The organism is Alkalihalobacillus sp. BA299, from assembly GCF_017745675.1.
Lineage (GTDB): Bacteria > Bacillota > Bacilli > Bacillales > Bacillaceae_F > Alkalihalobacterium.
In genome coordinates this window covers 1-25802 of the sequence record NZ_JAFLJM010000033.1, presented here as the reverse complement: position 1 = coordinate 25802, position 25802 = coordinate 1, and the positions used below count along the sequence as shown (strand labels likewise).

Annotated in this window: 18 protein-coding genes and 4 pseudogenes; 16 read left to right on the top strand and 6 right to left on the bottom strand. The window is 32.3% G+C overall.

The genetic code is table 11. The annotated features are described in order from the left end of the window. Positions 1–454 precede the first annotated feature (454 nt). On the top strand, positions 455–1315 hold the full coding sequence (locus J0N78_RS24495) for a hypothetical protein (protein ID WP_209125699.1): 861 nt from the start codon (positions 455–457) through the stop codon (positions 1313–1315). Positions 1316–1540: 225 nt separating this feature from the next. Here J0N78_RS24495 and J0N78_RS24490 read toward each other — a convergent pair. Then, positions 1541–1827 (bottom strand): annotated as a pseudogene (locus tag J0N78_RS24490) (DUF4372 domain-containing protein); the annotation flags it as partial. Positions 1828–2110: 283 nt separating this feature from the next. Between J0N78_RS24490 and gmd the strand changes: the two are divergent. The 5 genes and pseudogenes from gmd (at position 2111) to J0N78_RS24465 (ending at position 7424) form a co-directional block, all read left to right on the top strand. Further along, positions 2111–3223, top strand: coding sequence for a GDP-mannose 4,6-dehydratase (gmd, locus tag J0N78_RS24485; protein ID WP_209125698.1), 1113 nt, complete (start codon positions 2111–2113; stop codon positions 3221–3223). 15 nt (positions 3224–3238) lie between these two features. Then, entirely contained in the window at positions 3239–4165 is a 927-nt protein-coding gene (locus J0N78_RS24480) for an NAD-dependent epimerase/dehydratase family protein (RefSeq protein WP_209125697.1), read from the top strand. 41 nt (positions 4166–4206) lie between these two features. Then, positions 4207–5589, top strand: a pseudogene (locus J0N78_RS24475) (sugar phosphate nucleotidyltransferase). A gap of 115 nt (positions 5590–5704) precedes the next feature. Further along, positions 5705–6505 (top strand): hypothetical protein, encoded by an 801-nt coding sequence (locus J0N78_RS24470; protein ID WP_209125696.1) that lies wholly within the window; start codon positions 5705–5707, stop codon positions 6503–6505. 178 nt (positions 6506–6683) lie between these two features. Continuing rightward, complete coding sequence (locus J0N78_RS24465) at positions 6684–7424, top strand: sulfotransferase domain-containing protein (RefSeq protein ID WP_209125695.1); 741 nt, start codon at positions 6684–6686, stop codon at positions 7422–7424. Between the two features lie 82 nt (positions 7425–7506). On the opposite strand, the pseudogene J0N78_RS24460 reads toward J0N78_RS24465, so the two are convergent. From J0N78_RS24460 to J0N78_RS24450, 3 genes and pseudogenes are all read right to left on the bottom strand, one after another. Beyond that, positions 7507–8876, bottom strand: a pseudogene (locus tag J0N78_RS24460) (transposase). A gap of 478 nt (positions 8877–9354) precedes the next feature. Further along, positions 9355–9661, bottom strand: a pseudogene (locus J0N78_RS24455) (GDP-mannose 4,6-dehydratase); the annotation flags it as partial. A gap of 39 nt (positions 9662–9700) precedes the next feature. After that, positions 9701–11083 (bottom strand): sugar phosphate nucleotidyltransferase, encoded by a 1383-nt coding sequence (locus tag J0N78_RS24450; RefSeq protein ID WP_209125694.1) that lies wholly within the window; start codon positions 11081–11083, stop codon positions 9701–9703. A gap of 211 nt (positions 11084–11294) precedes the next feature. On the opposite strand from J0N78_RS24450, the gene J0N78_RS24445 reads away from it, so the two are divergent. The 7 genes from J0N78_RS24445 to ltrA all read left to right on the top strand — a co-directional run bounded on the left by J0N78_RS24445 (position 11295) and on the right by ltrA (position 19034). Then, positions 11295–11996: a galactosyltransferase-related protein gene (locus tag J0N78_RS24445; protein WP_209125693.1), complete on the top strand. Its 702-nt coding sequence runs from the start codon at positions 11295–11297 to the stop codon at positions 11994–11996. A gap of 370 nt (positions 11997–12366) precedes the next feature. Then, a complete protein-coding gene (locus J0N78_RS24440) occupies positions 12367–13122 on the top strand; it encodes a sugar phosphate nucleotidyltransferase (RefSeq protein ID WP_209125692.1) in 756 nt (251 codons plus the stop codon). Then, the gene (rfbB, locus tag J0N78_RS24435) at positions 13115–14077 is read left to right on the top strand and encodes a dTDP-glucose 4,6-dehydratase (RefSeq protein WP_209125691.1); all 963 of its coding nucleotides are present in this window, start codon (positions 13115–13117) and stop codon (positions 14075–14077) included. The genes J0N78_RS24440 and rfbB overlap by 8 nt, the downstream gene beginning before the upstream one ends. 6 nt (positions 14078–14083) lie before the next feature. After that, positions 14084–14932, top strand: coding sequence for a dTDP-4-dehydrorhamnose reductase (rfbD, locus tag J0N78_RS24430; protein ID WP_209125690.1), 849 nt, complete (start codon positions 14084–14086; stop codon positions 14930–14932). After that, positions 14925–15380: a dTDP-4-dehydrorhamnose 3,5-epimerase family protein gene (locus tag J0N78_RS24425; protein ID WP_209125689.1), complete on the top strand. Its 456-nt coding sequence runs from the start codon at positions 14925–14927 to the stop codon at positions 15378–15380. Before rfbD ends, J0N78_RS24425 begins: the two co-directional genes overlap by 8 nt. A gap of 266 nt (positions 15381–15646) precedes the next feature. Continuing rightward, positions 15647–16576 carry a glycosyltransferase family 2 protein gene (locus tag J0N78_RS24420; RefSeq protein WP_209125688.1) on the top strand — a complete coding sequence of 310 codons (930 nt, stop codon included), beginning with the start codon at positions 15647–15649 and terminating at the stop codon, positions 16574–16576. Between the two features lie 862 nt (positions 16577–17438). Continuing rightward, complete coding sequence (ltrA, locus tag J0N78_RS24415) at positions 17439–19034, top strand: group II intron reverse transcriptase/maturase (RefSeq protein ID WP_209125700.1); 1596 nt, start codon at positions 17439–17441, stop codon at positions 19032–19034. A gap of 12 nt (positions 19035–19046) precedes the next feature. On the opposite strand, the gene J0N78_RS24410 is transcribed toward ltrA, so the two are convergent. Beyond that, complete coding sequence (locus J0N78_RS24410; protein WP_209125687.1) at positions 19047–19361, bottom strand: transposase; 315 nt, start codon at positions 19359–19361, stop codon at positions 19047–19049. A 414-nt stretch (positions 19362–19775) separates the two neighbouring features. On the opposite strand from J0N78_RS24410, the gene J0N78_RS24405 reads away from it, so the two are divergent. The 3 genes from J0N78_RS24405 to J0N78_RS24395 all read left to right on the top strand — a co-directional run bounded on the left by J0N78_RS24405 (position 19776) and on the right by J0N78_RS24395 (position 24083). After that, the gene (locus tag J0N78_RS24405) at positions 19776–22403 is read left to right on the top strand and encodes a glycosyltransferase (protein WP_209125686.1); all 2628 of its coding nucleotides are present in this window, start codon (positions 19776–19778) and stop codon (positions 22401–22403) included. Between the two features lie 21 nt (positions 22404–22424). Next, a complete protein-coding gene (locus J0N78_RS24400) occupies positions 22425–23150 on the top strand; it encodes a sulfotransferase domain-containing protein (protein ID WP_209125685.1) in 726 nt (241 codons plus the stop codon). 111 nt (positions 23151–23261) lie between these two features. Beyond that, positions 23262–24083: a sulfotransferase family protein gene (locus J0N78_RS24395; RefSeq protein ID WP_209125684.1), complete on the top strand. Its 822-nt coding sequence runs from the start codon at positions 23262–23264 to the stop codon at positions 24081–24083. Positions 24084–24210: 127 nt separating this feature from the next. On the opposite strand, the gene J0N78_RS24390 is transcribed toward J0N78_RS24395, so the two are convergent. Then, complete coding sequence (locus tag J0N78_RS24390; RefSeq protein ID WP_209125683.1) at positions 24211–25185, bottom strand: CgeB family protein; 975 nt, start codon at positions 25183–25185, stop codon at positions 24211–24213. Between the last annotated feature and the right edge of the window lie 617 nt (positions 25186–25802).

Below are 25802 nucleotides of genomic sequence, written 5' to 3'. Positions count from 1 at the left end.
CTATACCAAACAGATGGGTGTTTTTTCATGCAAATTTTTAGTGTCAATGTAAGTATTTCAATGACGTCAGCAACTACTACTTGTTGAACTTATTGAACTTTTATTGGTGCGAAAGTTGAGTTATTAACATTAAAAATGATAAGAGCATAGACATTTAAAGAATTCCAAACATAGAATGAATTAAGTGATTACAATGTTTAGAGGTCACCTTGAAAAATAGGGTTAGAGTACATTCTAGAGCATATTTTCCAGCAAAACAAAATCGGTTAAAAGGAATAATAATTTTCAAACTTATACATCTTCATCAATGCCTTCAATAACTCCAAAGAGTTCAGGCGGCTGTGGATTGTGAGAAAAAAGTACCGAGGAAGTAATATAGAACCAAGCTGTTATCCGGGAGCCTATTTTTTCCTTTATAATAACGATTACTTGAAAAAAGGAAGATCAATAAAAAATGAACCAAATAAAGTTTGAAAAACAAAAAAATAATCAAACAGTAGGTGTTATATTTAGTAAAGATCGGCCCATGCAATTGGAAGCATGTCTTCGATCATTTTATCTACATTGCCAAGATTACAATCAGGTTAATTTAATGGTACTTTATATTACTTCAAATCATGAATTTGAATCTCAATATGAACAATTAATAAAACAATATCCTAATGTCACTTTCATTAAAGAAGTAAACTTTAAACAACAGTTACTATCTTGTATCAGAGATTATGCTAATACTTTGTTTCTAGTGGATGATACGTTATTTGTCAGAAGTTTTTTAATTCAAAATTTAAACGGATGTTTAATACAACATCAAGATGCTCTTGGATTTTCATTAAGGCTGGGGGAAAATACTACTTATTGTTATATGTTAGATAAACCTCAAAAATTACCTCGTTTTATTGAAAATGAACATAATGTATTCAAGTATAACTGGACAATTGCCGAATATGATTTTCAATATTCATTAGAGGTATCAAGTTCACTTTATCGTAACACAGATATTATTCCATTATTACAAAAATCTCCATTTCAAAATCCTAACAGTTTAGAAGCACAGTTATCTGGACAACGTAAAACGTTTTTAAACAATAGAAAATTTCTTTTATGTCCAAAACATTCTATTTCATTTTCAGCACCGATTAACTTAGTACAAAACCAATTTAAGGGGAATAGAGTCGGAGGAAAGAAACAGTACTCCGCTAATGAACTAAGTCGGTTGTTTAAAGAAGGTTATCGGATAGATGTTGATTGTTATATCAATTATCTTCCTAGTGCATGTCATGAAGAGGTTGATCTTCATTTAAAAAAAACATACTAACATCACTAGTGTTGCATAAAAATTGTTTTAATTTTCAGTTTAATTACCTTCTTGTTTAGAGCCAAAAAGGTAAATACCCAATCAAAGGTGGCTCCATCCATTTGGGAATTTATTTACAGTTAGACTGGTGCGACGACGACAAAACCCTTTAAGGAATGGTTTTTCCTTCAATCTTTCGAAGCCAAATATGCGCTGGTTTCCACAATGCAGCCCTTAAATAACGTGAAATAAATCTGGATTCATACCGTTCAATCGTCGTGAAAGCTGAGAAATACTGATTGAATTAAGATGAATACCTTTTGCAGTTGATCATCAAACAGACAATCACTCAGCGCATGGAGACTTTCTATCTCTTCCAGCTGTGCAAAAAGTAATAATTTCAAGAATGATTCCATAGTGAGTTTCTTTGTATAGAAATCTAATTTCAATGTTTTCACCTGTTCTTCAAATAGTTGAAGATTTATTGGTGAAAACCATTGTCTAAATGAAGTTTTTCGTGTAATCTTATCCATGAGATTGGTCCTTTATTATTGGATTTGGAGGGGATTACCACCTGACTTATCCATTATAAAGGACTTTTTCTTTGCACAAAATAACTTTATTGAACATTTTGAGTATTTTTAATAGTTAGTCTAAATTAGTGCAACACTAGTGTGCTAACATATTTACTTTAAAACTTCTGAGCACATTTTTTGATTATTTATGACCAATCTAACTGTTATCGAATATATATATAACCGATTTAAACTTTTAATTTGAGGAAACTCTTTCTTGCTAGAAAAGGAGATAACTTATATGAAAACGGCTTTGATTACAGGGATTACTGGCCAGGATGGAGCTTACTTAGCTGAATTTTTATTAAAAAAAGGGTATATAGTTCATGGACTGAAAAGAAGAAGTTCAACGTTTAATACGGATAGGATTGATCATCTTTATCGAGATCCTCATGAAAAAGGGTCAAGATTTTTTCTGCATTACGGTGACTTAACGGATTCGACAAATATTATTAGTGTGATCCAGAAAGTTCAGCCTGATGAAATCTATAACTTAGGTGCTATGAGTCACGTTCAAGTCAGCTTTGAAACACCTGAATATGCGGCAAATGTCGATGCACTAGGTACGCTGAGAATACTAGAAGCGGTTAGAATCCTTGGACTTGTAAAAAAGACAAAAATTTATCAGGCTTCTTCCTCAGAACTATATGGGTTAGTTCAAGAAATTCCGCAAAATGAAAAAACGCCATTTTATCCTCGAAGTCCATATGCTGCTGCAAAGTTATATGCTTATTGGATCACTGTAAATTACCGTGAAGCATATAACATGTTTGCTAGTAATGGAATTCTATTTAATCATGAAAGCCCTATTCGCGGGGAAACATTTGTCACCAGAAAAATCACAAGAGCTGCCTCAAGGATTGCTCTCGGTCTTCAAGATAAACTTTATTTAGGAAATCTTAATGCTGAAAGAGATTGGGGTCATGCTAAAGATTATGTAAGAGCAATGTGGCTAATACTTCAACACAATAAATCAGATGATTTTGTAATCGCAACAGGTGTAAAAACAAGTGTAAGAGATTTTGTGAAAATGGCATTTGGTGAAGTTGGTATTGAACTGAAATTTAAAGGGCAGGAAGAGGAAGAAAAAGGATATATTAAATTGTGCTCTAATCCATTATATCAGCTTCCAATTGGAAAAGAAGTTATTGTTGTTGATCCTAGATATTACAGGCCGACTGAAGTTGAATTGCTGCTTGGAAATCCAACTAAAGCAAAAAAGGTTTTAGGTTGGGAACTTGAATATGATTTAAAGGCATTGATTAAAGACATGATGGATTCTGATCTAAGTAATGCTAGAAAGTTGGAATATTTAAAACATGGCGGGTATAAACCAAAAAATTATTTTGAATAGAGAGGGTGAAATAAATTGCGTATTTTACTAACTGGTGGAAATGGAATGGTAGGAAGGAATGTTTTGGAACATCCGGATGCAAAATTATATTCCATATTAGCCCCTTCTAGCTCTGAGTTAAATTTATTAAACTATCAGGTAGTTGAAAAATGCTTAATTGAAAATAAACCTGATATTATTATTCATACCGCTGGAAGAGTAGGTGGAATTCAGGCGAATATTCGTGAGCCGGTTCGCTATTTGTTAGAAAACCTTGATATGGGACGTAATATCGTTTGGGCAGCTCGACAAACAGGAATAAAAAGGTTAATTAACTTAGGGAGCTCCTGCATGTATCCTCGTAATGCTGAAAACCCACTAATAGAAGAAGACCTTCTGACTGGAGAGCTTGAACCAACAAATGAAGGGTATGCTCTGGCCAAAAATACGATAGCACGCCTCTGTTCCTATATTAGTCAAGAAGATCACTCTTATAAATTTAAGACGTTAATACCATGTAATCTTTATGGACGTTGGGATAAGTTTGGACCTGAAAATTCACATATGCTTCCTGGAGTCATTCAAAAAATTACCGACGCAAAAATAAAAGGTCAAAATGAGGTTGAAATTTGGGGAGATGGCTTCGCCAGCAGAGAATATTTGTATGCAGGCGATTTAGCAGATTGTTTAATGCATGCTGTAAAAAACTTTAATGAACTCCCCTCATTAATGAACGTCGGAACAGGCTACGCTTGCACAATTAATGCTTACTATCAAGCTGTTGCCGAAGTCATCGGTTATAACGGCGTTTTCAACCATAACCTCTCAAAACCAGTTGGGATGAAAAAAAAGTTGGTTAGTATCGAAAAGCAAGAACAATGGGGCTGGCGTCCAAAAACAAGTTTAAAAGAAGGAATTCTAAAAACCTACTTGTTTTACCTTAACGAAAATAAAAATAAATAAGCTATTTTCGTAGACTTTATCAATTTTAAAGGATGATAAAGATGAATATTGTATTATTGTCGGGGGGATCTGGAAAGCGACTTTGGCCTTTATCGAATGATGCACGTTCAAAACAATTTCTAAAAGTGTTAGAAAACAGTGCAGGTGAAAAGGTATCCATGCTGGAGCGAATTTGGAGTCAGTTAACTTCAGTAGGATTAGCAGAATCGACAGTTATAGCAACAAGTAAGGGCCAGGTTGATATGATTAACAATCAACTAGGCAGTTCAGTTCCGTTGATTATAGAACCAAAGAGGCGTGATACCTTTCCAGCAATTGCTCTTGCAGCTGCTTATTTATATACAGTAAAAAAGGTAAATATAAATGAAGTAGTTGCAGTTTTACCTGTGGATTCTTATGTAAATGATTATTTTTTTGAAAAAATAAAAGAATTAAAAAGAGTCCTCAACGAATCTCAAACAAAATTAGCGTTAATTGGTGTAAAACCGACATATCCATCAGTAAAGTATGGTTACATCATTCCACAACCAATTGATAAACAGAAGGATTATCTGAAAGTATTAGGCTTTAGGGAAAAACCGTCTGAACAGGAAGCAGAAACTTTAATTCAAAAGAATGCGTTATGGAATTGCGGAGTATTTGCTTTTAAATTAGAGTATATTCTTTCTATTTTGGATCAAAAAGGACTAACGAAAAACTATTATCAATTAATCAAAAATTATGATCAACTCCCTAACATTAGTTTCGATTATGAGGTAGTAGAAAAAACTATAGGCATGACAGTTTTACCTTATAAAGGAAGCTGGAAAGACCTTTGAACATTGAATACCTTAACTGAAGAAGTGGCCGGAAATATAACTGGGAAAGGGAAGTTAAGCAAAGAAATCCAAAACACACATATGGTCAATGAACTAGATATCCCGGTCATCATATTAGGCGTATCAAATATTGTTGCTGCTGTAAGTCCAGATGGCATTTTAGTAACGGATAAAAAAGCGAGTCCAAGAATTAAAGAACTAATAGGAGAATTTGATGATCGACCGATGTATGGAGAGAGGCGTTGGGGATGGTATCGTATACTCGATCATTTCAAATTTGAAAACGGGAATGAAGTATTAATAAAGCGACTTCTCATTAAATCAGGGAAGAATTTAAGCTATCAAAAGCATTTGAAGCGAAATGAAATTTGGATCGTTTTAAACGAAAAAGGTGAATATGTGTTGGATAAGAAGAAAGGTGATCTTCAGACTGGTGATGTTATATATATACCTAAAGAGACGATACATTCATTAAGAGGAGTCACAAACTTGGATTTAATTGAGGTTCAGATGGGTTCAGAACTGTTAGAAGAAGACAGTGATTATCTATTTTTATCTTGGAAAGAGATTTTGAATTATTTAAAGAAAGTAAGAAAAGATTGCTAGAACTATAATTTAATACAGGTTTAAATAAATGAATTTATTTTCCTTTTCATATGAGCAGTATCATTGTAGTTACTTTTCAAAGGAATGGTGTAAAAAATTTTACCGAGGTGTTTTTATGAAGGTCAAAATATATACGTTTTCTTATAATAGACCGGATTTTATCCCATTACAATTTAAGTCTATAAAAAATTTTATAAAAGAAGATTATGAATATATTGTTTTTAATGATGGAAAAAATAACTCTATTAGAAACAAAATAAAAGAAAATTGTGATAATTTAGGAGTGAAACATATAATTACTCACTTTACTGATATAAAAAGCCCAAGTGAGGCTCATGCATACTTACTTCAGTGGGCCTTCCATAATATTATAATACATGATAAGCAATGTATATGTTGTTTAATCGATCCGGATATGTTTTTTATAACTGAAACAAGCATTGAAAAATATTTAAATGGTTATGATTTAGCGGGTATTCCACAATATAGAAGGCATGTTAAATATTTATATCCTAATATATTATTTCTTAAGATGGATAACCTACCAAATAAAGAGAATATAAATTTTATGAATGGGTTGGTTGAGGGTGAAAAGACTGATACCGGAGGGTTTTTATACTATTGGTTAAAACAAAATAAAAGATTAAAAATAAAATATATACAACATACATCACATATATATTCTAAAAATAATAACATGCATTGTCTACCCGATGAAATAAAGCGCGAATACAATGATGATTATAGATTTGATATTATAGATAAAATGATTCTTCATTATGGAAGAGGATCAAATTGGGATAAAAAAGATACTAGTTTCCATATTAATAAAACTAACTTAGCATTCCGCTTTGTTAATGGTTGTATTATGGGAGATATTGTTTTACCAAAGTACGTTTACAAATTCAATGATTAATAATATTTAAGGCCTTAGACAGTTGTTTAACGCTAATCTATTTTTGGATTGTTAATAACCACTAATAAATGAGAAATTTAAATACTTTCAGATATTTGTAAAAGTAGGTTAAAAACAATTCTAATGGTTGAATGAGATAGGTAGTATTTATTCCTTATTATAAAAGGTGTTGGTAGAGATGAACAAACAGGTAAAGCGACCAATAAAAGTTAAAGAGGGTGATATATTTCTTGTGTCATTTCCTAAGTCTGGGAATACATGGTTGAGATTTCTTATAGGAACTTTGTATTTTAATAAAAAGGTTGATTGGTTAAATATAGAATCTCTTATTCCTGATGTTTATGTGAATTCTGAAAAAGATTTATTAAGTATCCCTTCTCCAAGAATTATAAAAAGTCATGAATTATACGATCCTAGGTATCAAAAAGTAATTTATATTGTAAGAGATGTAAGGGATGTAGTTATCTCTTATTACTATTTTCAATTAAAACATGTTAAGGGCTTTAATTTAAGCTTTGATAATTTTTTTAATGATTTTCTTAAATATAGTCCATGGTGGGAAAATCATGTTCTAGGATGGATAAATAATCAAGACAAAATACGAAAAGGCTTTTTATTACTAAAATATGAAGATCTTATCAACGATATTAATTCAGAGGTTTTAAAAATTATAAGATTTTTAAATATAAGTAGGACAAAAGAAGAAATTAATCAAGCCATAAAGTGGACTTCATTTAGTAATATGAAATCCCTTGAAAAGCAACAGCAATATATGAATAACCAACTTAAAAATACAAATCACAACATTCCATTTGTAAGACAAGGAAAGATAAACATTTGGAAAACATTTTTAAATGAAGAACAAAAAGAAAACATTTTGTTTTGTTATGGTAAAACATTAAGTAAATTAGGATATTGATCAATTTTACGAACCAATTTAATAATTCAACTTTTTAATAAAGCCGACTTCCAGAATGAAAGTTTCATCGCTTTTTTTAAAATTAAGCTACTGATAAATCGGTTGTAGAATGCTTATGTTCAAGTCTCATGCTGGCTAATTTCATGCCGTTGTAAACCATAGTGACTAAATCAAAATGAACTTTCGCTCGCTTACCTGTTCGATATCTTACATTGTTTAATTGAAAGAATTCTTTCAGATATCCAATCACATGTTCAACAGCACTACGTTCCTTAAAACGTTCTTTCCAAGCTATTGAACCACGTGCTGGTGCACTATAACGACGTAAATCCATCTCTATCCTTATCTTATAGACCTTTTGACATAGAGAATCCTTCGCTAATGGGCAATCCGCACACTCTTTAGGTAGTGTATACTTTAAGGTTTGATATTTCTTATTGAAACTATCATACCGATAAGCATGCTCTCTTACACTGGTTGGAGCGAAATTCTCGTCAAAGCCGATTGTTTCTGATTCATTCTTTTATAAGCAATGATGGAACACCCTTTCATTCGATGAACCTGTTTATAAATGGCATCATAATCATATCCTGCATCCATCATGTCAAAGCGTAATTGAATGGCAGGAAGATGGTTCTTGATCCCTTTTAATAATGGAATGGCTGCTTTTCCATCGTTAAGACTTCCCGAAGACATCATGGCATGTAAGATGAATTGGGTTTTGGTTTCAACGGCCAAGACCTTTATAACCAAACCAAAAAACGTTTTTTCCTTCACTAATTTTCTTCACACCCCATTTAGGGTCAAGGGGCATTTGACCATGAAGTTCATCGTATGAAGCGTCTAACTGATCTTCAATTTTCATTTCAAAAATGGACAACGACGCTTCTTGTGCTTCTTTTTCCTTTAACATTGTTCACGCTCTGCTTTTGGTTTACGACCTCGTTTCTTTGGTTGTGCTTTTGGCTTAGGTTCTTCTTTTTTTGAAGGAGCTTGATCTCTAGCCTAAAAGTGGCCTGCATCAATGGCTACATTAGGATCACTGATAAACCCTTCATCGATGGCATCAAGAACAATTTGAGAGTTGACACTTTCAATAACATTCGTGTCTTTAATCTTTGTGATCATTCTGAAAAAGAAGATTCGGAAGGAACAGAGTCAGAAACTAAAAATCCACAATCCATTTTAAATTTTAGATCGTTTTTTAAACGTTCTACTAGGAGTTGAATTTCAGGAATTCTCTCTACTATTCGAACCACAAGCGCTTGAATCATTGCAGGGTAGTTCAATTCCACAGGCCGCCCTAAACGTGAATTCTTTGCCACAATGTTAAGAATAGGATTGATATCAATCCAATCGCTGAAAAAATCTCATCATAACGTTGGGTAGGTTCTAAATCAAATAAAATCAAATTTGCATGCTAAAAAGGCTCTCTTGTCGTACAATAGACATAAGGGGTTTCCTCCAATTCGAATTAGTTTGCTAGTTACTCACTAAATTCGGTATTTGGGGAGGTACTCCTTTTTTCATGCTTTAAACCGTTGTGACACTAGGGGTCAGAATTATGAAATTTATTCTTCCAGAAAAATATTTTAAAAAACTAAATTTTGTAATACACTAAGCTGAAGAAATTGAAGTGACAAAAGTCTATTAAAAATCCCTTAAAAGTTCCATTTTTTTGAAATTTTTTATTGAGATCGCCAGGTGTAGGGAAGACAATTGATAATATTCTGGAGATTGTTAAATGAATGTTCATAAAGTTCCAAAAGTCGTTAATATGTAGAAATAATAAGGCTAACACAAAAGTTCGCTCCCGTCCTTTTGTGTTAGCCTTTTATCCTCTACAAAATATTATTGTTTGCATAAACTATTATAAAGGTTCTGTTTAAACAAGGAATTAAAAAGAGAAATGGGTGAGTCAATGTCAAAAATCATGATTACTGGTGTAGCTGGATTTAATTACATGGCTTTGTGCTGTTAAATAATATACCTCATCGGGCATTATTTCTTGGATAATCCGAATTAGATTAGTGGAGTCGGTTAAATCACCATAGTGTAAATAAAAGTTTTTACTATCTATATGAATATCTTCATAGATGGTCAATTCTAGCTGTATTAATTAAAGAAGAACGTCGTTTTAAACCATGTACTTCGTATCCTTTGCTTAATAAGAGCTCAGATAAATATGCACCATCTTGACCTGTTACCCCAGTGATCAACGCTTTTTTTTTCGACAAATGAATCACCAAATTTCCTGTTAATTTTAGTATAGGAAGTCAATCTTTCACACTTGGTATACAATGTTTTAATGTTTCTTCCCAAGTTAAGCAAATTCGAACAATATCCTCCTCGATAAGCTCAGTCCCTGTTTGTACTTCAATGATTTCTAGATCTGAATGAGCTTTTATTGCATGTTTTACCCCTATAGGAATATGAAGCATATCCCCAGGCTTGACAGGACGAAGATTACCATCCAGTACAAATTCTCCTCTGCCACTTATAATAATCCAGTATTCACTTCTTTTATGGTGCAGTTGGTAACTTAAATTTTTACCTGAAGTTAGTACGAGTCTTTTTGTCAAAATTTCATTTTGATTATCAATTTCTCTATAATCTAGGACCTTATACCAACCCCAGCGACGTTCCTCATACATCGGTCTTTGTTGGATGTTATTAATTAGTTCTTTTATATGGCTGCTTTTTACTTTGTCTGTGACTACAATTCCATCAGAACTAGCAGCGACAATGATGTTTGATAGACCCAATACAACAATAGGTATATTTAATTCATTAATAAGGTGTGTATTGATTGAATCGGAACTGATGATTCCTTTTCCTATTATTGGTGTGTTTAATTCATGAGAAAGCGTATCCCATGTACCTAAATCTTTCCACACGCCAGAGAAAGGGATGACGGCAGCAGTTTGACATTTTTCAACGACTTCATAATCAAAACTATTTTTAGGAAGTGCTTCGTATATTTTTAATAACTTTTTATAGTTAGTAGGGTAGTTCTTCTTTTTTAATAGAGAGATCATAAATTGAAGTTTAAAAGCAAATACACCACAATTCCATAGGGCATTCTTAGCAATTAAATTTTCAGCCTCATGTTGTTTTGGTTTCTCCACGAAATGACTTACATTCATTGGTTCAAATTTATTGAGTGAATGGCACTCAGGAACAATATAACCATAGCTTTCAGCTGGATACGATGGTTTAACTCCTAGTAAAGCCAGATCATAGGAAGACTGTTTAACTATTCTCTCTAATTCTTCTAATTTTTTGTAAAATGCATCTTCAGCATAAGCGTCGACTGGTAACACACAAATAACTTCGTCTAAACTTATTTTTTGTTCCGAATATAAATAACTGCAAGCTAGGCTAATTGCAGGAAAGGTATCTCTTCTTTCTGGTTCAATGATCATAGGGACGTTTTCACCCAACTGGTTTTTCATAATTTCTGATTGTATTTTACCAGTTGATACGTACGTTTGATCTGTAAGATTTAATCCATCTAATTTTCTCCATATTCTTTGTACCATTGATTCGTATTTATCATTGTGGTCATTTAATATTTTCAAAAACTGTTTTGATCTTACAGAGTTGGATAAGGGCCATAACCTTTTTCCTGATCCACCTGATAAGAGGATGATTTTCACATTAAGGCCTCCCATTAATCATTAATGTGTTCGTAAAAGTATTTTATTCTTAATTTAATTAGAAAGTGATAGTTCAAACATCTATTTTCATAGAGTTTATAGATATTACCATTAGAAATGGTAAAGAATAGGCTTTGAATGGAAGGTTATTGGAGTTATTAGCATACACAAACTCTCACAAAATTTAATATTTTAAAGGGGAGGGGTAAATATGTTAAATAATGTATCAGTGTTGATCCCTTTTAAGCCAGATAAGGGAATAAGATTTCATACGTTTAAATGGGTGCTTAAGTTTTATGAAAATGTATTACCTGAAATTGAAGTATGTATCGGTGAGAACCATGATAAGCTCTTTAATAAATCAAAAGCTATTAATACGGCTGCAAAAAAAGCAACAAAAGATGTATTTGTGATTGCTGATACGGATATCGTATATAATCCGCAAATTATTATTCAATCTATTAATTTGCTTAACAATCATGCTTGGGTAATTCCATATAGTAAATGTCTAGATCTCACTGAAGCAAGTACTACGCAGCTTTTGAAAATGGAACCTAGATGGCCCTTACCGATAAAAGTAGAATATAATGACCGACTTAAAAGAAATTCAACCTATAAATCTGTAGGCGGACTCATCGTATTATGGCGCAAAAGTTTTAATATAGTTGGAGGCTTTGATGAGAGGTTTAAAGGTTGGGGTAAAGAGGATGACGCATTCAAGAATGCGATGAACACATTATGTGGTCGATACAGAAGAATTGAAGCAGAATATATCTACCATTTATGGCATCCAAAAGTGGGTGGGAAGGGTAACCCCAATTATATTAACAATAAACAATTGTATCAGAGCTATGCAAAGTGCAATGGTAATGTGAGTAAAATGAAAAAATTGATTAATGAACGCTACACCTAACAAAAAATACGAATAAATGATTGTCACTTTAATTTTCATCAAAAAATGCGTTATAAAAAATAGCCTTTTTCAAATGGACAACTTTCTTTCCATTAACTTTAAGAATAGAGTACTAACAAGGAAAAAGTACAGAAGGGTAAAACTGGAAAGGGAAAGTAGGGATATAGCTGATTTTAAGAGGATGTGCTTTTGTATAAAAGAGTTAAAAATCAGATCAACGATTATCTTTTACATGACAAAACTAAAAATGGATTAAATATAAAAGTGAGTATAAGGCATTCCTTCTACTGATTTGTTGTTTATGGTAATGAATTTTTAACAGCTAAGATATGTAAAGAAAATGTATTACAGTCCTAAAGGATGTGAAGAAATGAAAGGGGTTATTTTAGCTGGAGGAAGAGGTACAAGGTTAAAGCCTTTTACTAAAATCATAAATAAACACCTTCTTCCCGTAGGTCCTTTTCCGATGGTTTATTGGTCAATCCTGAAACTTAGAGAAACAGGGATCACAGATATCCTAATTTTGACAAATAAAGAGCACTTAAGTTCATTTATTTGCTTATTTGCAGATGGACAGGAATTACAAGTGAATATTAGTTACAAAGTACAAGAAGCAGCTAAAGGAATTGCTGATGGTATTGCATATGCTAAATCGTTTGTTAAGGATGAGAAGTTTATTGCAATACTTGCCGATAATATTTTTGAAGAGTCACTCGTACCTTACATTCAAAATTATTATAAACAAAAAAAAGGAGCAAGGGTATTATTAAAAAAAGTGCTTAACCCATCAAGGTACGGAATTGCAATTTTAGATGAACAAATCAACTCCATACAGTCGATTATGGAAAAACCCCAAAAAACGAACTCTCAATACTGTGTAACAGGAATATATATGTTTGATAATCAAGTGTTTGATTTTATTGATGCGATAAGCCCTTCTGAAAGAGGGGAGCTAGAAATTACAGATGTAAACAATTTGTATATTAAAGAAAAGCAGTTGCAATATGATGTTTTAAAAGGCTGGTGGGTTGATGCAGGTACTCATGAGTCACTTTATCAAGCGAATACTTTTGTGTATAAAAGACTAGAGGAAAATTTATTTAAGAAGGGGGAGAAAAGTGAATAAAAACCTTTTAATTACAGGCGGAGCTGGTTTTATAGGGGCAAACTTTATAGAATACATGTTAAAGAATTCAAGCTACTCAATTACAAATATAGATGCACTAACTTATGCAGGTCATGTTGACAATATGAAGCATTTCGATCAAAATCCAAATTATCGTTTCATCAATTGTGATATTAGTAATCCTAATAGTTTAATTGATGCATTTGATCAAAAGTATGGTGCAATCATTAATTTTGCAGCAGAATCGCATGTGGATCGCAGCATTGAAAACGCCAATCCATTTGTTAATACAAATATAAAAGGAACTCTTAATCTCCTATATGCTGTTCTTAATGGTAAAGCAAATAAAATGATACAGGTGTCAACCGATGAAGTGTACGGTTCCCTAAATACAGATGAACTACCATTTACAGAACATTCCCCTTTACTTCCAAACAATTCATATTCTGCCAGTAAAGCAAGTGCTGATTTATTAGTCCGCTCCTTTTATAAAACTCATCAATTGCCTTTGATCATTACTCGTTGCAGCAATAATTATGGTCCGAAGCAACATAGAGAAAAGTTTATTCCAAAAGCGGTTACTAATGCTTTAAATGATATAAAAATACCTTTATATGGAGATGGTCTTCATGTTCGAGATTGGTTATATGTAGATGATCATTGTCGCGCTCTCCATAAAGTATTAGAGCATGGGGAAGCAGGTGAAGTATATAATATTGGTGGTGGACATGAGAGAACCAATAAAGAGGTCATCACAATAATTCTTGATTATTTGGGAAAAGATCAACGTTTAATTGAATATGTTGAAGATCGAAAAGGACATGATAGGAGATATGCCATTAACTGGGGGAAAATCCACAAGGAATTAGGTTGGAAGCCACAAGTAACATTTAGAGAAGGCCTTTTTCAGACGATTGAGTGGTATAAAATTAAATATAGTCAACAAAGTAGGTGACAAGTTGTGAGAGTCTTAATTACAGGTGCTAATGGACAGCTTGGAAAGGACCTAGCTTTATATGGAAAACAAGTGGCAGACGTTTTTGCGTTAGGAAAAGATCAGTTAGATATTACTAAGGGGTCTGAAGTGTCCCAGGTGATTCATTCTGTAACACCAGATATTATTATTCACGCTGCTGCTTATACGGCTGTTGACCTATGTGAAGTAGAGCAAAAGAGAGCTTTTGATATCAATAGTCTAGGAGCACTTAATATAGCGAAAAAGGCAAAAGAGATAAATGCAAAAATGGTATATATAAGCACAGATTATGTTTTTAGTGGGGATAAAGGAGCTCCGTATGTTGAAGAAGATACACCTAACCCGAAAAGTGTATACGGAATGAGTAAATGGCTTGGAGAACAAATCGTTCAATCAACAATAGAAGAATCATACATTATAAGAACATCTTGGCTTTATGGTAGTGGTGGGAACAATTTCGCTAAAACAATGCTTAAACTAGCTGAACAAAAGAAAGAAGTCCATGTTGTTAATGATCAAATCGGCTCACCTACGTATACAAAAGACCTTTCTAAAATTATTTTCCAATTAATTAAGAAGCGATATGGAATTTATCATGTTAGCAACTTAGGACAATGTAGTTGGTTTACATTTGCCAGACATATTTTTAAAATAGCTGGCTATGATTCTAATCTAATTAAGCCTATATCAACAAAAGCTTATGGTGCAAAAGCACCTCGACCAGCATACTCTGTTTTGGCGCATATAGAACTAGAAAAAGAAGACATTCCTATCCCAAGATACTGGGAAGAAGCAATAATCGAATTTATAAGGGAGGAGTTACAACGTGATTGAAGGTGTGAAAGTAAAAAAGTTACTAAAACACTGTGATGATCGCGGTTTTTTTGCTGAACTTATAAGGGATGACGATGAATTGTTAGAGCGCTTTGGGCAAGCTTCTTGGTCAATGAGTTACCCTGGCGTTATTAAAGCATTTCATTACCATGATGAACAAGATGATGTTTGGTTTTTCCCCTCAGGAAATGTTCAGGTTGTCTTACATGATTTAAGAAGCGATTCAAAAACGTATAGAGAAACAGATGTGTACTATATGGGTGAGGAAAATCCAATGGTATTACTTATTCCAAAAGGTGTGGCACACGGTTACCGTGTACTAGGTCAAAAGCCAGCATCGATTATTTATTTTACTACGAAGTCCTATGATCCAAAAAATCCCGATGAAAAAAGAATTCCATGGAATGACCCGAACATAGGGTTTAATTGGGAAACTAGGAATCGCTAAATATTAGGTTATACATTATTCATTTAGATTATTGGTTAAGGTGCATCCTTAACTTATTTTTTTGATTTTTCCTCCACATTTTTCACCTTCTATAAACTAGTTATAAAAACAATCATTTTTGTATGCCTCACATAAAATATTATATAGGGCTTAATTGGTTAAATTTTTTTGAGGAATATGAAGCACTATAGCATTTGGGGGTTATCAAAAATGTTGTAAAATGACATTGGCCTTTACTTAAAGCAAGTAAAAGAAAGGTGATAAAGATGAGCCAAAAGGAAAATAAGTATTTTTTAATAAGTATGGTAAAAAATGAAGCGGATATTATTGAATCTTTTGTAAGGTATCATTTAAAAATATTTGATGGAATTGTAATTTTAGACAATAAAAGTACAGATAATACATTTAATATTCTTGAGAAGCTAAGATCAGAAGGTTTACCTTTGACAGTCATTCAAGATGAAAGTTTAGAGTTTATTAAAGGGAAGAAAACAACTAAGATTTTATATGATACTTTACAAAAGTTTAATCCAGATATTATTTTTCTATTAGATGCAGATGAGTTTTTAGTATCGTCTAATAATAAAGATCATCCTAGAACTTTTATAGATCAACTTAAACAAGAAAAAGTTTACTACCTGCAACGTGAAAATTACTTTCCACATTCTTCTGATAATTTGAATGAACTCTTTGTGCCAAAAAGAATAACTTATAAAAGCAATGAAAATCCTGCGCCTAAAGTAGTGTTTACAAAAGAAGTTATTAAAAAGTACCCAATTAATATTCGTCAAGGTAATCATGGTGTTTTACCTAAGGAAAACAGTTTAAATAGAGAGACATTAAAAAATCTTAAAATAGCTCATTTCTCTATACGTTCAGATGATCATTTTAAATCAAAGGCAATTATAGGTTGGTTAGCCAATTTATCAAGACATGATCGAAAAGAGCGGGCATCTCGTCGGTGGAAAAAGTGGTTTAATAGGATAAAAGAACAACCTAATATTTCATTGAATGATATATTATCTAAACGACAACTACAACATCAGCCTATTAATTTATCCTTTTGTCAGGATATAAAGATAAAATATACAAAGAAAGATGAAGTATGCTTCATGAAAAACTTTCTTAATTACTGCGAATTATTAGCAATTGAACAATCTAAACTAAGAAGTGAGTTACTAAAAAAGAAAAAATAAAGTATTTTAAAAAAACAAATTAATTTATTAGTAGCTTATACAAGGGTGTCCGAGATGCGAGAGCGGATTAACCCCCGAATTTTGGACATAAGCTCTCTTATTCTTGCTTATTATTATCTTTTTGTTTTTTATGCGTTCTTTCAATATATTTCGCTAGGGCCAAGTAGCTTGACAAGGAGCCTCGTACGAACTGTTTTACTATAAGTGCAAAAGCATGAAATGTAAGGACTGTATATCGGTCTAACTGTTATTTTGAAGATAGGAATGATAGATGTCATGTTTTCTGGAAACTATCTCACTGATACTCCTACATGCCTAAGAGTGATAGCTCAACTGGTATGAAGTTAGGTGAAGTCGGCTGAAATAAACCTAAGTAACTGCTTAAACAGAGTTATATGGTGTGTGATAGGTCGGGTGGCTATAAACAATCTATGGTGAGAATGAATTCACTCTGACGAACTTCTGAATGTACGGGTCTAAACCGTGAATACGTTGAAAGACGTAGTCTAATACCATATAGGCTATTAGAGTAAGTGACGTAAAGTAAGACTGAGGCTTATGAAATACGTTATTCCGAACAATGACGGTATCCAGCTTACAGGCTCAAAGGAAGCACCTAAGGATTGATGTACAGCTAAAAATAATGGAACAGGGAAAGCAAGGGACGCTGCACAGGTCTATCAACCTAGCGGTTGTTATAAGGTAATACCGAAATACATTTATCCTTGTGAGAGTAAGGGCATGACTAATGAAATTTCTGTAATGGAAATGGAGGAATAGCCCTAAGTCTAATCTATGAAACAATCAATTTTCCAACAATGAACTGCATTGGTCGGGTAAGGATGTGGGAACAACCTTGATGATGGAGGTTGCCACAGTGCAGACGACTTTGCGAACTTGGGAATATTACAATCTCACAGATACGTTTACAAAATTGCACGAGGATGCAAAAAAAGAATGTACCTTCAAAAATTTATATAATTTAATCGTATCCAGAGAAAATATTTTACTAGCATACAGAACAATTAAGAGTAACACAGGTTCAAAAACAGCAGGAACAGACGAAAGAACAATAAATGACATCAAAATAATGTCAGAGCTTGAAATTGTAACCCTTATAAATTCAAAACTAGAAAACTATAGACCAAAGAAAGTAAGACGTGTTCTTATCCCAAAGCCAAACGGAAAAGAAAGACCGTTAGGTATCCCCTGCATAGTTGATAGGATTATTCAACAATGTTTCAAACAGATACTTGAACCTATTGCAGAAGCTAAATTCTACAAACACAGTTATGGTTTTAGACCGCTAAGGTCAACACATCATGCAATGGCAAGAGTACAGCACTTAATCAACATCAGTGGACTTCACTATGTTGTAGATATTGATATTAAAGGCTTTTTCGATAATATTAATCACAATGTCCTATTAAAACAATTATGGAATATTGGGATACAGGATAGAAAAGTCATTCGTATTATTAGTAAAATGCTCAAAGCAGAAATTGACGGTGAAGGTATACCCAATAAAGGCGTACCGCAAGGAGGACTCAGTTCTCCGCTATTATCTAACGTTGTACTAAATGACCTAGACCAATGGGTAGCAGGTCAATGGGAAAACTTTGAAACAAATAAGAAGTACAGCAGAAATCAAGCAAAATATAATGCTTTGAAAAGAACTGACCTTAAAGAAGGATATATCGTAAGGTACGCAGATGATTTCAAGATACTTTGCAGAGATAGTAAAACTGCTTTCAAATGGTACCATGCGGTACGACTGTATCTTAAAGATAGACTTAAATTAGATATCTCACCTGATAAATCAAAAGTAGTAAATCTAAGAAAGAAACAGTCAGAATTTCTAGGGTTCACAATAAAAGCAGTACCAAAGAAAAACAAGAGGGTTGCCAATACAGGCATAGTTGCGAAAAAAAACCTCCAATTGAAAGAGAAATACAGAGAGTTAATCAAGCAAGTACAAAAATCCCCCACCGTTGAAAATGCGCAAGCATTTAATAGCTTTATTATGGGGATTCATAACTATTTCCAAAAAGCAACCCACGTAGGAATTGAGTTCTCACAACTTTCTTTCGAACTGATGCATTTCACAAAAAATCGTCTCAAGGGGATATCCAAATATGGATATCCGATAAACGCACCACCAACTTTTAAGAAATTCTACACAACAAAACGTAAGACTTTTTGTATAAATGGAATTTATCTATACCAAATTGGTGACGTACGAACATCGAACAACATGAATTTTAGCCAAACAATAACACCCTTCACTTGCGAAGGAAGGCAAACAATCTGTAATAAAATTAAAGGCGACGTACAAAATGAACTAACAAAATTGATGAAATCTACGATTTCAAATAGAAGCATAGAATACATGGATAGTAGGTGGAACAAGGAATTCCAAGTATTTTTAGCACCGTTGAAACAGCGTAACCTTTGTTAATCCAGCGATCAGCTATTTCAAGTTTTTCAGTAAGTGAGGGTTTTTCTTTTTTATAAGATCACGAAGTATTGCGATCTCTAGGTCTTTTTCACCGAGTAATTTTTTAAGTTGATCATTTTCTTGAGATAACTGTTTTGTATCTAAGGGAGTGGTATCACCATGGGTAGCATGGTCATCAAACTTCCCATCTTTATATTCTTTTACCCAACGATTTACCATGTTAGGGCTAAGCTCGTAACGACGTGCAACAAGTGCTGCATTTCCTGTTTCAATGGACTCATTAGCAACTTGTATTTTAAACTCTCTCGGATGTCTTGTTCTTTTCATGATGTAAGTCAGCTCCTTTAGTTAATATTATTATAAAATAACTAGTTAGAGCTGTCCAAGTTCATTTCGGGGCTATAGAGAGAGCTCAAAAGGGCTCCCAATAAATTTTTTAGTTAAAATTTATAATTGGTTAGTTTTTTTATACGGTTGTTTTAAAGGACTTTGTCGATGATCGATGATCGTTGATTTTGTACTCTCGTGTGAACCAAAACGTTAACAGAGCGTTAAATATAGCTAATATGAAGTAATGCTAGTTATATGTACAATCATTCTTTCAATGTTTACATAAATTAAATAAAAAGGTATAAAGATGATAAAAAATTAGATGAAATATTTGTGAAGACGATATTTATTAAATTTCAATTAAAAAGTAAATTAACTAATAATCTAAAAGTTAAAATTGAGGTGTAAAAATTGTTAAATAAAGGTTTTATTCGTTTTTCAGGTAAGGAAACGGTAGTAGGTGAACCTTTAATAAAAGGAATAAAAAATTCGTTCACTTATGAATTTTGGGTAAAACCGTTAGTTGAGCACAAGAATTCCATACAAACTTTTCTTAGAACACCTGGTTTAAGGGGGCAAAATTATGTAATAGGTCCTGGACATGGTGGATTAAATCATGTTGCTGGAGCTGGAGTTTCAGTTGGAACTAATGGGGTTACAGTATTTGAACATACAAATAATTACCTGCCTGCAACTCTTGTGTATAAAAGGGAAATTCATGATTGGACCCATGTAGCAGTTGTATATAAAAATAAAGTCCCCTTTTTATTTATAAATGGGAAGTTAGTTAAAAGAGGTCTAAAAAGTATAAAAAGTGAGGTGTATGCATCTGGTGTATTTGGAGGTCTTGAACCATATGGTTATTTTAACGGTTATTTAGGAGAAATTAGAATTTGGGATCATCCTAGGAAGCAATCTCAGATTAGAAAGAATATGTATAAAAATTTAACTGGCAGTGAACGCGGTTTATATGGGTGCTGGAATTTAAAAGAGGATGATTTTAACATATGGACACGGAATTCCTATAATATTGGTTTAAAAAAAGTACAAGAGAAGGAAAAAGTAGAGGTAGAAGAAAACCCAATTATAAAGAATATTATAGATATAAGTACTCCGCGGATAAAAAAAATAAATAATAAAGATATAGATGTTATTGTTTGTGTACACAATGCGCTAAACGATGTAAAGGAATGTTTAGAATCTTTGATTGCAAAGGAAACTGTTCCATTTAATTTAATTGTTATTGATGACGGTAGTGATCAACAAACTGAAAAATTTTTGAAATCTTTTGCAAATAAATATTCAGTTCAATTAATTAGAAATAAACATGCAGTAGGGTATACAAAAGCAGCAAATCAAGGATTAAAGTTATCGAAGGCAAATTATTGCGTTTTATTAAACAGTGATACAATCGTAACTTTACGTTGGCTAGAGAAACTTATTCAATGTATAGAAACTGAAAGCAAAGTTGGAATTATAGGACCAGTTTCAAATGCTGCATCTTGGCAATCAGTTCCTGAAGTAATTGAAAATAATGATTGGGCAACTAATCTTTTGAATTTAACAGTAGAAGAGCAATCTAGAGTTGTTGAAAAAGCATCATTAAAAAGTTATCCTGAAGTCTCTTTTTTAAATGGATTTTGTTTAATGATCAAGAGAGAAGTAATAAATACCATAGGCTATTTTGATCAAGATACATTTGCAAAAGGGTATGGAGAAGAAAATGATTATTGCTTACGAGCAGTAGGTGCAGGTTTTAAGCTAAAGGTATCCGATGATTGCTTTATTTATCACAAAAAGTCAAAGAGTTATACAATAAATAAAAGAAAAATATTAAAAACGTATGCGAATCAGCTATTAATGAAAAAATATAGTATAGATGAAATAAGAATGGGAACTCAAGCTTTAAAATCTAATGAACACTTAAGCTTATTAAGAAGTAATATGAAGAAAGAATTAAATAAAATACCTAAAAATCACGATCCTTCCATACTGTTTATTTTACCTGTAAAATCTGGGGGAGGCGGAGTTCACTCTGTTATTCAAGAAACTATTGGATTACAAGGTTTAAATATTAATGCAAAAGTAGCCACTAAAGAAAAATTAAAGAAAGATTATTATGATAATTATCCTGAGGCAACAAAATATTTAATGTTTTATAGTGATGAAAACGAATTACTTAGAATTTCCCAACACTTTGATATTGTAGTAGCGACAATATTTTCTTCTGTAAAAATCCTCAAAAAAATTATAGATAAAATACCTCATATAAAGCCAGCTTATTATATTCAGGATTATGAACCGTGGTTTTTTAAGGAAAATCAATTAAATCATATAGAAGCACAAAAATCATATGAACTTATACCGAATATTCATGCGTTTGCAAAAACCGACTGGATTTGCGATATGGTAAAGAAAAATCATGGGCTTGAAGTTCATAAAATAAAACCAAGTCTCGACCAATCACTATTTAATCCACACTATAAAAAAAGTAAAAGTAATCAAATCCGTATTACTGCAATGATTAGACCAAAGACTCCAAGAAGATCACCAAAAGAAACCATGCAAGTATTAAAAGAAATAAAAGAGAAATATGGCAATAAAGTAAAGATTTCAGTATTTGGATGTTCAAATTATGAACTTAAAAGTTTAGGAATTGGTACTAATTTCATATTTAATAATTATGGGATTTTAAAAAGACATCAAGTTGCAAGTTTGTTTAAAGAAACGGATATCTTTATTGACCTTTCTACGTATCAAGCGTTTGGTCGTACTGGATTAGAAGCAATGTCGGTAGGTTGTTGTGTGATTCTTCCAGACATTGGAGGGATAAATGAGTATGCAGTTCATAATGAAAATAGTTTTTTAGTAAATATTCAACAAAAAGATCAAGTAATAAAATATCTTAGCCTATTAATAGAAGACCCTTCAATTCAAACTAAGTTCTCTCGAAATGCAATTAAAACAGCTAGTAGTTACTCAATTGAAGCAGCAGCTAAGTCTGAAGCTGAATTCTTTTTAGGTATTGTACAAAAATAACAGGGGGTGAATATTCATTTTATGAAACAAAGAATGCCTGACTTTTTAATTATAGGGGCTCAAAAATGTGGTACAACTTCATTTTATAACCACCTAATTGAGCATCCAAATATAGAGCCTGGTAAAAATAAAGAAATTCATTTCTTTGATAATAATTATAATAAGGGTCTTGATTGGTATATATCCCAATTTCCCTCTTTAAGTAGTACAGAAAAATATATCTTAACAGGGGAAGCAACACCAAAATATATTTTTCATCCCCTTGTCCCCAAAAGAGTTTTTTCTGTTATGCCACAAGTTAAGCTTATTGCTTTATTAAGAAATCCAATCGATAGGGCATATTCACAATATCAAATGGCCTTGAGGAGAAGACAACGACTTCAACTAGGAAACCGAAGCTTTTCCTTTGAAGAAGTTATTGAAAAGGAACTTAAACAGGCTGAATTTTCATATTTAAAGAGAGGAGTATATGTTAATCAAATAGAAAGATGGTTAAAATTTTTTCCTAGAATGCAGTTAAAAGTTGTTAAGAGTGAAGATCTATTTTCTAATCCGTCTAAGGTGTATAAGGAGGTTATAAGCTTTCTAGGACTTCCAAGTTATGAATTAAAAGAGTATAACAATCAAAATAGTGCCTCATACCAACAGATGGAAATAGAAACTAGGAGAAGATTAATAGAATATTACAAACCATATAACAAAAAATTATACGAAGTTTTAGGGCAGGACTTTGGATGGGATAATTAATAATCTAAGTTACCAGTAAAAAAGTGATCATGTGCCTTAGGAGAGTATCAAACTTTGACCTGTTGGTAAAGCAGAAGTATTGAACTGTGAAATATAGGGGGGGAAACATTTATGGTTTTACCTAATTTTTTAATTATTGGTGCCCAGAAATGTGGAACGACTTGGCTTTATAATATGTTAAATCAACATCCAAATATATTTTTACCTAATAAAAAAGAACTAGAATATTTTAGTTACTCCAAAAATAATCAAGAAGATATAAATAATTATAAAGAAATGTTTACTAGTAGTAATGGACAAAAAGCCATTGGTGAAGCAACCCCAAGTTACTTTTGGAATGCAGATGCATATTTAAAATGGAACAATAAACCTGATGGATTTGAAAATAATATTCCAAAAGAAGTTTATAAAGCTTTAGGTTCTTCTACCAAATTTATATTATTACTTCGGAACCCAATTGAACGTGCAATATCAGCTTATCTCCATCATTGTAAAAAACGAAGAATATCATTACGTAGTGACATTTTAGAGGTTGGCAGGCATCATGGAATAATTCATATGGGATTTTATTATGAACATTTATTAAAATGGTATGAATATTTTAAACCTGAAAACTTTTTAATTATCATTTTTGAAACTGATTTTATAAATGACAAAAAGCAATTACTTGAAAATACTTTCAATTTTTTGAAAGTAGATAATCAGTTTATCCCTAAAAATTATAATAAAGAAATTCATAAAGGAATGCATAGGTTAAAAGTAAATAACAATTATTACCTCAGTTCAAAAAATAAGGAGGTAGATCTCTCTGACAATAATAAACTCCTATTTATAAATGAAGACACAAGAACCCAACTGTATGAAATTTATAGAAAAGATATAAAAAAACTTTCTCAATTAATAAATAAGGATTTAGAAAGTTTATGGAAATAATCATCTATGAACTACCTTTACAAGGTACTAAGAGAAGTTGGTAATTGTCACTGGAAACAGGATGAAATTACTCTATTCTCATTTTTGATTTGAAAACCTTTATTTATATAGAAGCTTCTATCTCCATTTAGATAGAAGTTTCTATAATTTTTAACATTTTCTTTAGCCTGTTACCAAACGTATGGTCCTTAAGTGCTCTTTGTCTCGCTCGTTTCGTTATTTCCTTCCTTTCCGTCTCATGTTTTATATAATAGTTTGTTTTTTTTAGGAGGTCGTCCATGGATGAGAACGTAACAATTTCACTTCCTTCAATAAAATGTTTTGTGAGGTCTGGTTTTAGATCTGTAAGCTGAAATGCTCCACAACTTGCTATTTCAAATGTACGATTATTAATGCTACGATTAAAAACTCCTTTTTTGTTGAGGTTATATTTGAATTGGTACGATCGATGCGTGTTTAGAACAATCTTTGTTTGGTTGTACAAAGTTGCTACCGTTCGGGGATCAACCCAACCTATAATAAATTCATAATTATTAGTGGTTTTATATTTTGCTAGTGCTAGATGCCATGTGCTTCCCACTGTTAGGATTGAATATGGGGTGTTTTCAAGAAGAAATTGTATAGTTTTAATTCGCTCTGGATAAGGAAAGCCAACTAAACAAATATCATATTTATAATTATTAGAACTAGAAGGTGCATAGATAGATGGGTTTGTTCCTAGTGGTAAATGATATACATTTTTATGTCCATATTCTTTATACAGTTTCACACTACTAGACTCGATGGTGAATATATAATTGTAATCGTGAATAAACTTTAATGTTTTATCAGTATAATATGGATCCTCTGTCATCCATATCGCAATCGGAATTTTCACTTGTTTTATTAAGGTTAGGGCCGACCTAGGCATTTTTAAGCCAGCTAGTGTTAGGATTAGGTCTGGTTTGAACGAGGTCAAAATGGATCTAAGTGTCACCATGCTTCCCCTCATTATAGTAAATACTTTAACTTGATGTTTTAAATTTACTAGTTCCTTAATAATTGAATCGTCAAAGTAAAGATAAGTTTGTTTATAACCCGATGGAATATATAGGATCTTCATCATATCTCTCCTTCAAAGTAAACATAATAATGCAATAGCCACTAGACCTCATCGTTATGTTACGATCTTACGAAATCGAGTAAACGTGTGAACTAACATTATTACTTTTCTAAATATATTAGGAAAACACTCCCTCAAAACATTCAATTGGAAGACTTTCTGAAAGAAAAGCGCTGTTCGAATTTACAAACAAGGTATGCAACAGGTAATAACCAAACGGATTTACAACAGGCGGTAAAAAATTTAGCGACTTTTGCTTTTATTGGTATAACGGAAATGTTTAATGAATCATTGTTCTTAATGAAGGAAACAATAGGTTGGAAAAATATCAAATATAAAATATATTTTTTGTTGTTTATTTTTCATCAGAAGAAGAGCGTAAGTGATAAAAGGTTTTGCCTTGACACTTACGCCAAATACGACGAAATAACCAAAATGCTAATCTATTTCTAAAATTTTCTATCTTTAGGTTTTTATTAATAACTCAACTTTTCGCTCACTGAAATAGGCAGGTAGACCTTGATGTAATTAGGTAAGCCTGCAATCCAGTGTTGTAGTTGACATCGAATTAACTTTTGAATCTTTTTGTTACTTTCTTTTAGGACATCTTGAAGAAG

Coding starts and splice junctions, on each gene's coding strand:
- J0N78_RS24495 (WP_209125699.1), top strand. CDS start 455: ATGAACCAAATAAAGTTTGAAAAACAAAAAAATAATCAAACAGTAGGT.
- gmd (WP_209125698.1), top strand. CDS start 2,111: ATGAAAACGGCTTTGATTACAGGGATTACTGGCCAGGATGGAGCTTAC.
- J0N78_RS24470 (WP_209125696.1), top strand. CDS start 5,705: ATGAAGGTCAAAATATATACGTTTTCTTATAATAGACCGGATTTTATC.
- J0N78_RS24465 (WP_209125695.1), top strand. CDS start 6,684: ATGAACAAACAGGTAAAGCGACCAATAAAAGTTAAAGAGGGTGATATA.
- J0N78_RS24445 (WP_209125693.1), top strand. CDS start 11,295: ATGTTAAATAATGTATCAGTGTTGATCCCTTTTAAGCCAGATAAGGGA.
- J0N78_RS24440 (WP_209125692.1), top strand. CDS start 12,367: ATGAAAGGGGTTATTTTAGCTGGAGGAAGAGGTACAAGGTTAAAGCCT.
- J0N78_RS24420 (WP_209125688.1), top strand. CDS start 15,647: ATGAGCCAAAAGGAAAATAAGTATTTTTTAATAAGTATGGTAAAAAAT.
- ltrA (WP_209125700.1), top strand. CDS start 17,439: ATGGAGGTTGCCACAGTGCAGACGACTTTGCGAACTTGGGAATATTAC.
- J0N78_RS24410 (WP_209125687.1), bottom strand. CDS start 19,361: ATGAAAAGAACAAGACATCCGAGAGAGTTTAAAATACAAGTTGCTAAT.
- J0N78_RS24400 (WP_209125685.1), top strand. CDS start 22,425: ATGAAACAAAGAATGCCTGACTTTTTAATTATAGGGGCTCAAAAATGT.
- J0N78_RS24395 (WP_209125684.1), top strand. CDS start 23,262: ATGGTTTTACCTAATTTTTTAATTATTGGTGCCCAGAAATGTGGAACG.
- J0N78_RS24390 (WP_209125683.1), bottom strand. CDS start 25,185: ATGAAGATCCTATATATTCCATCGGGTTATAAACAAACTTATCTTTAC.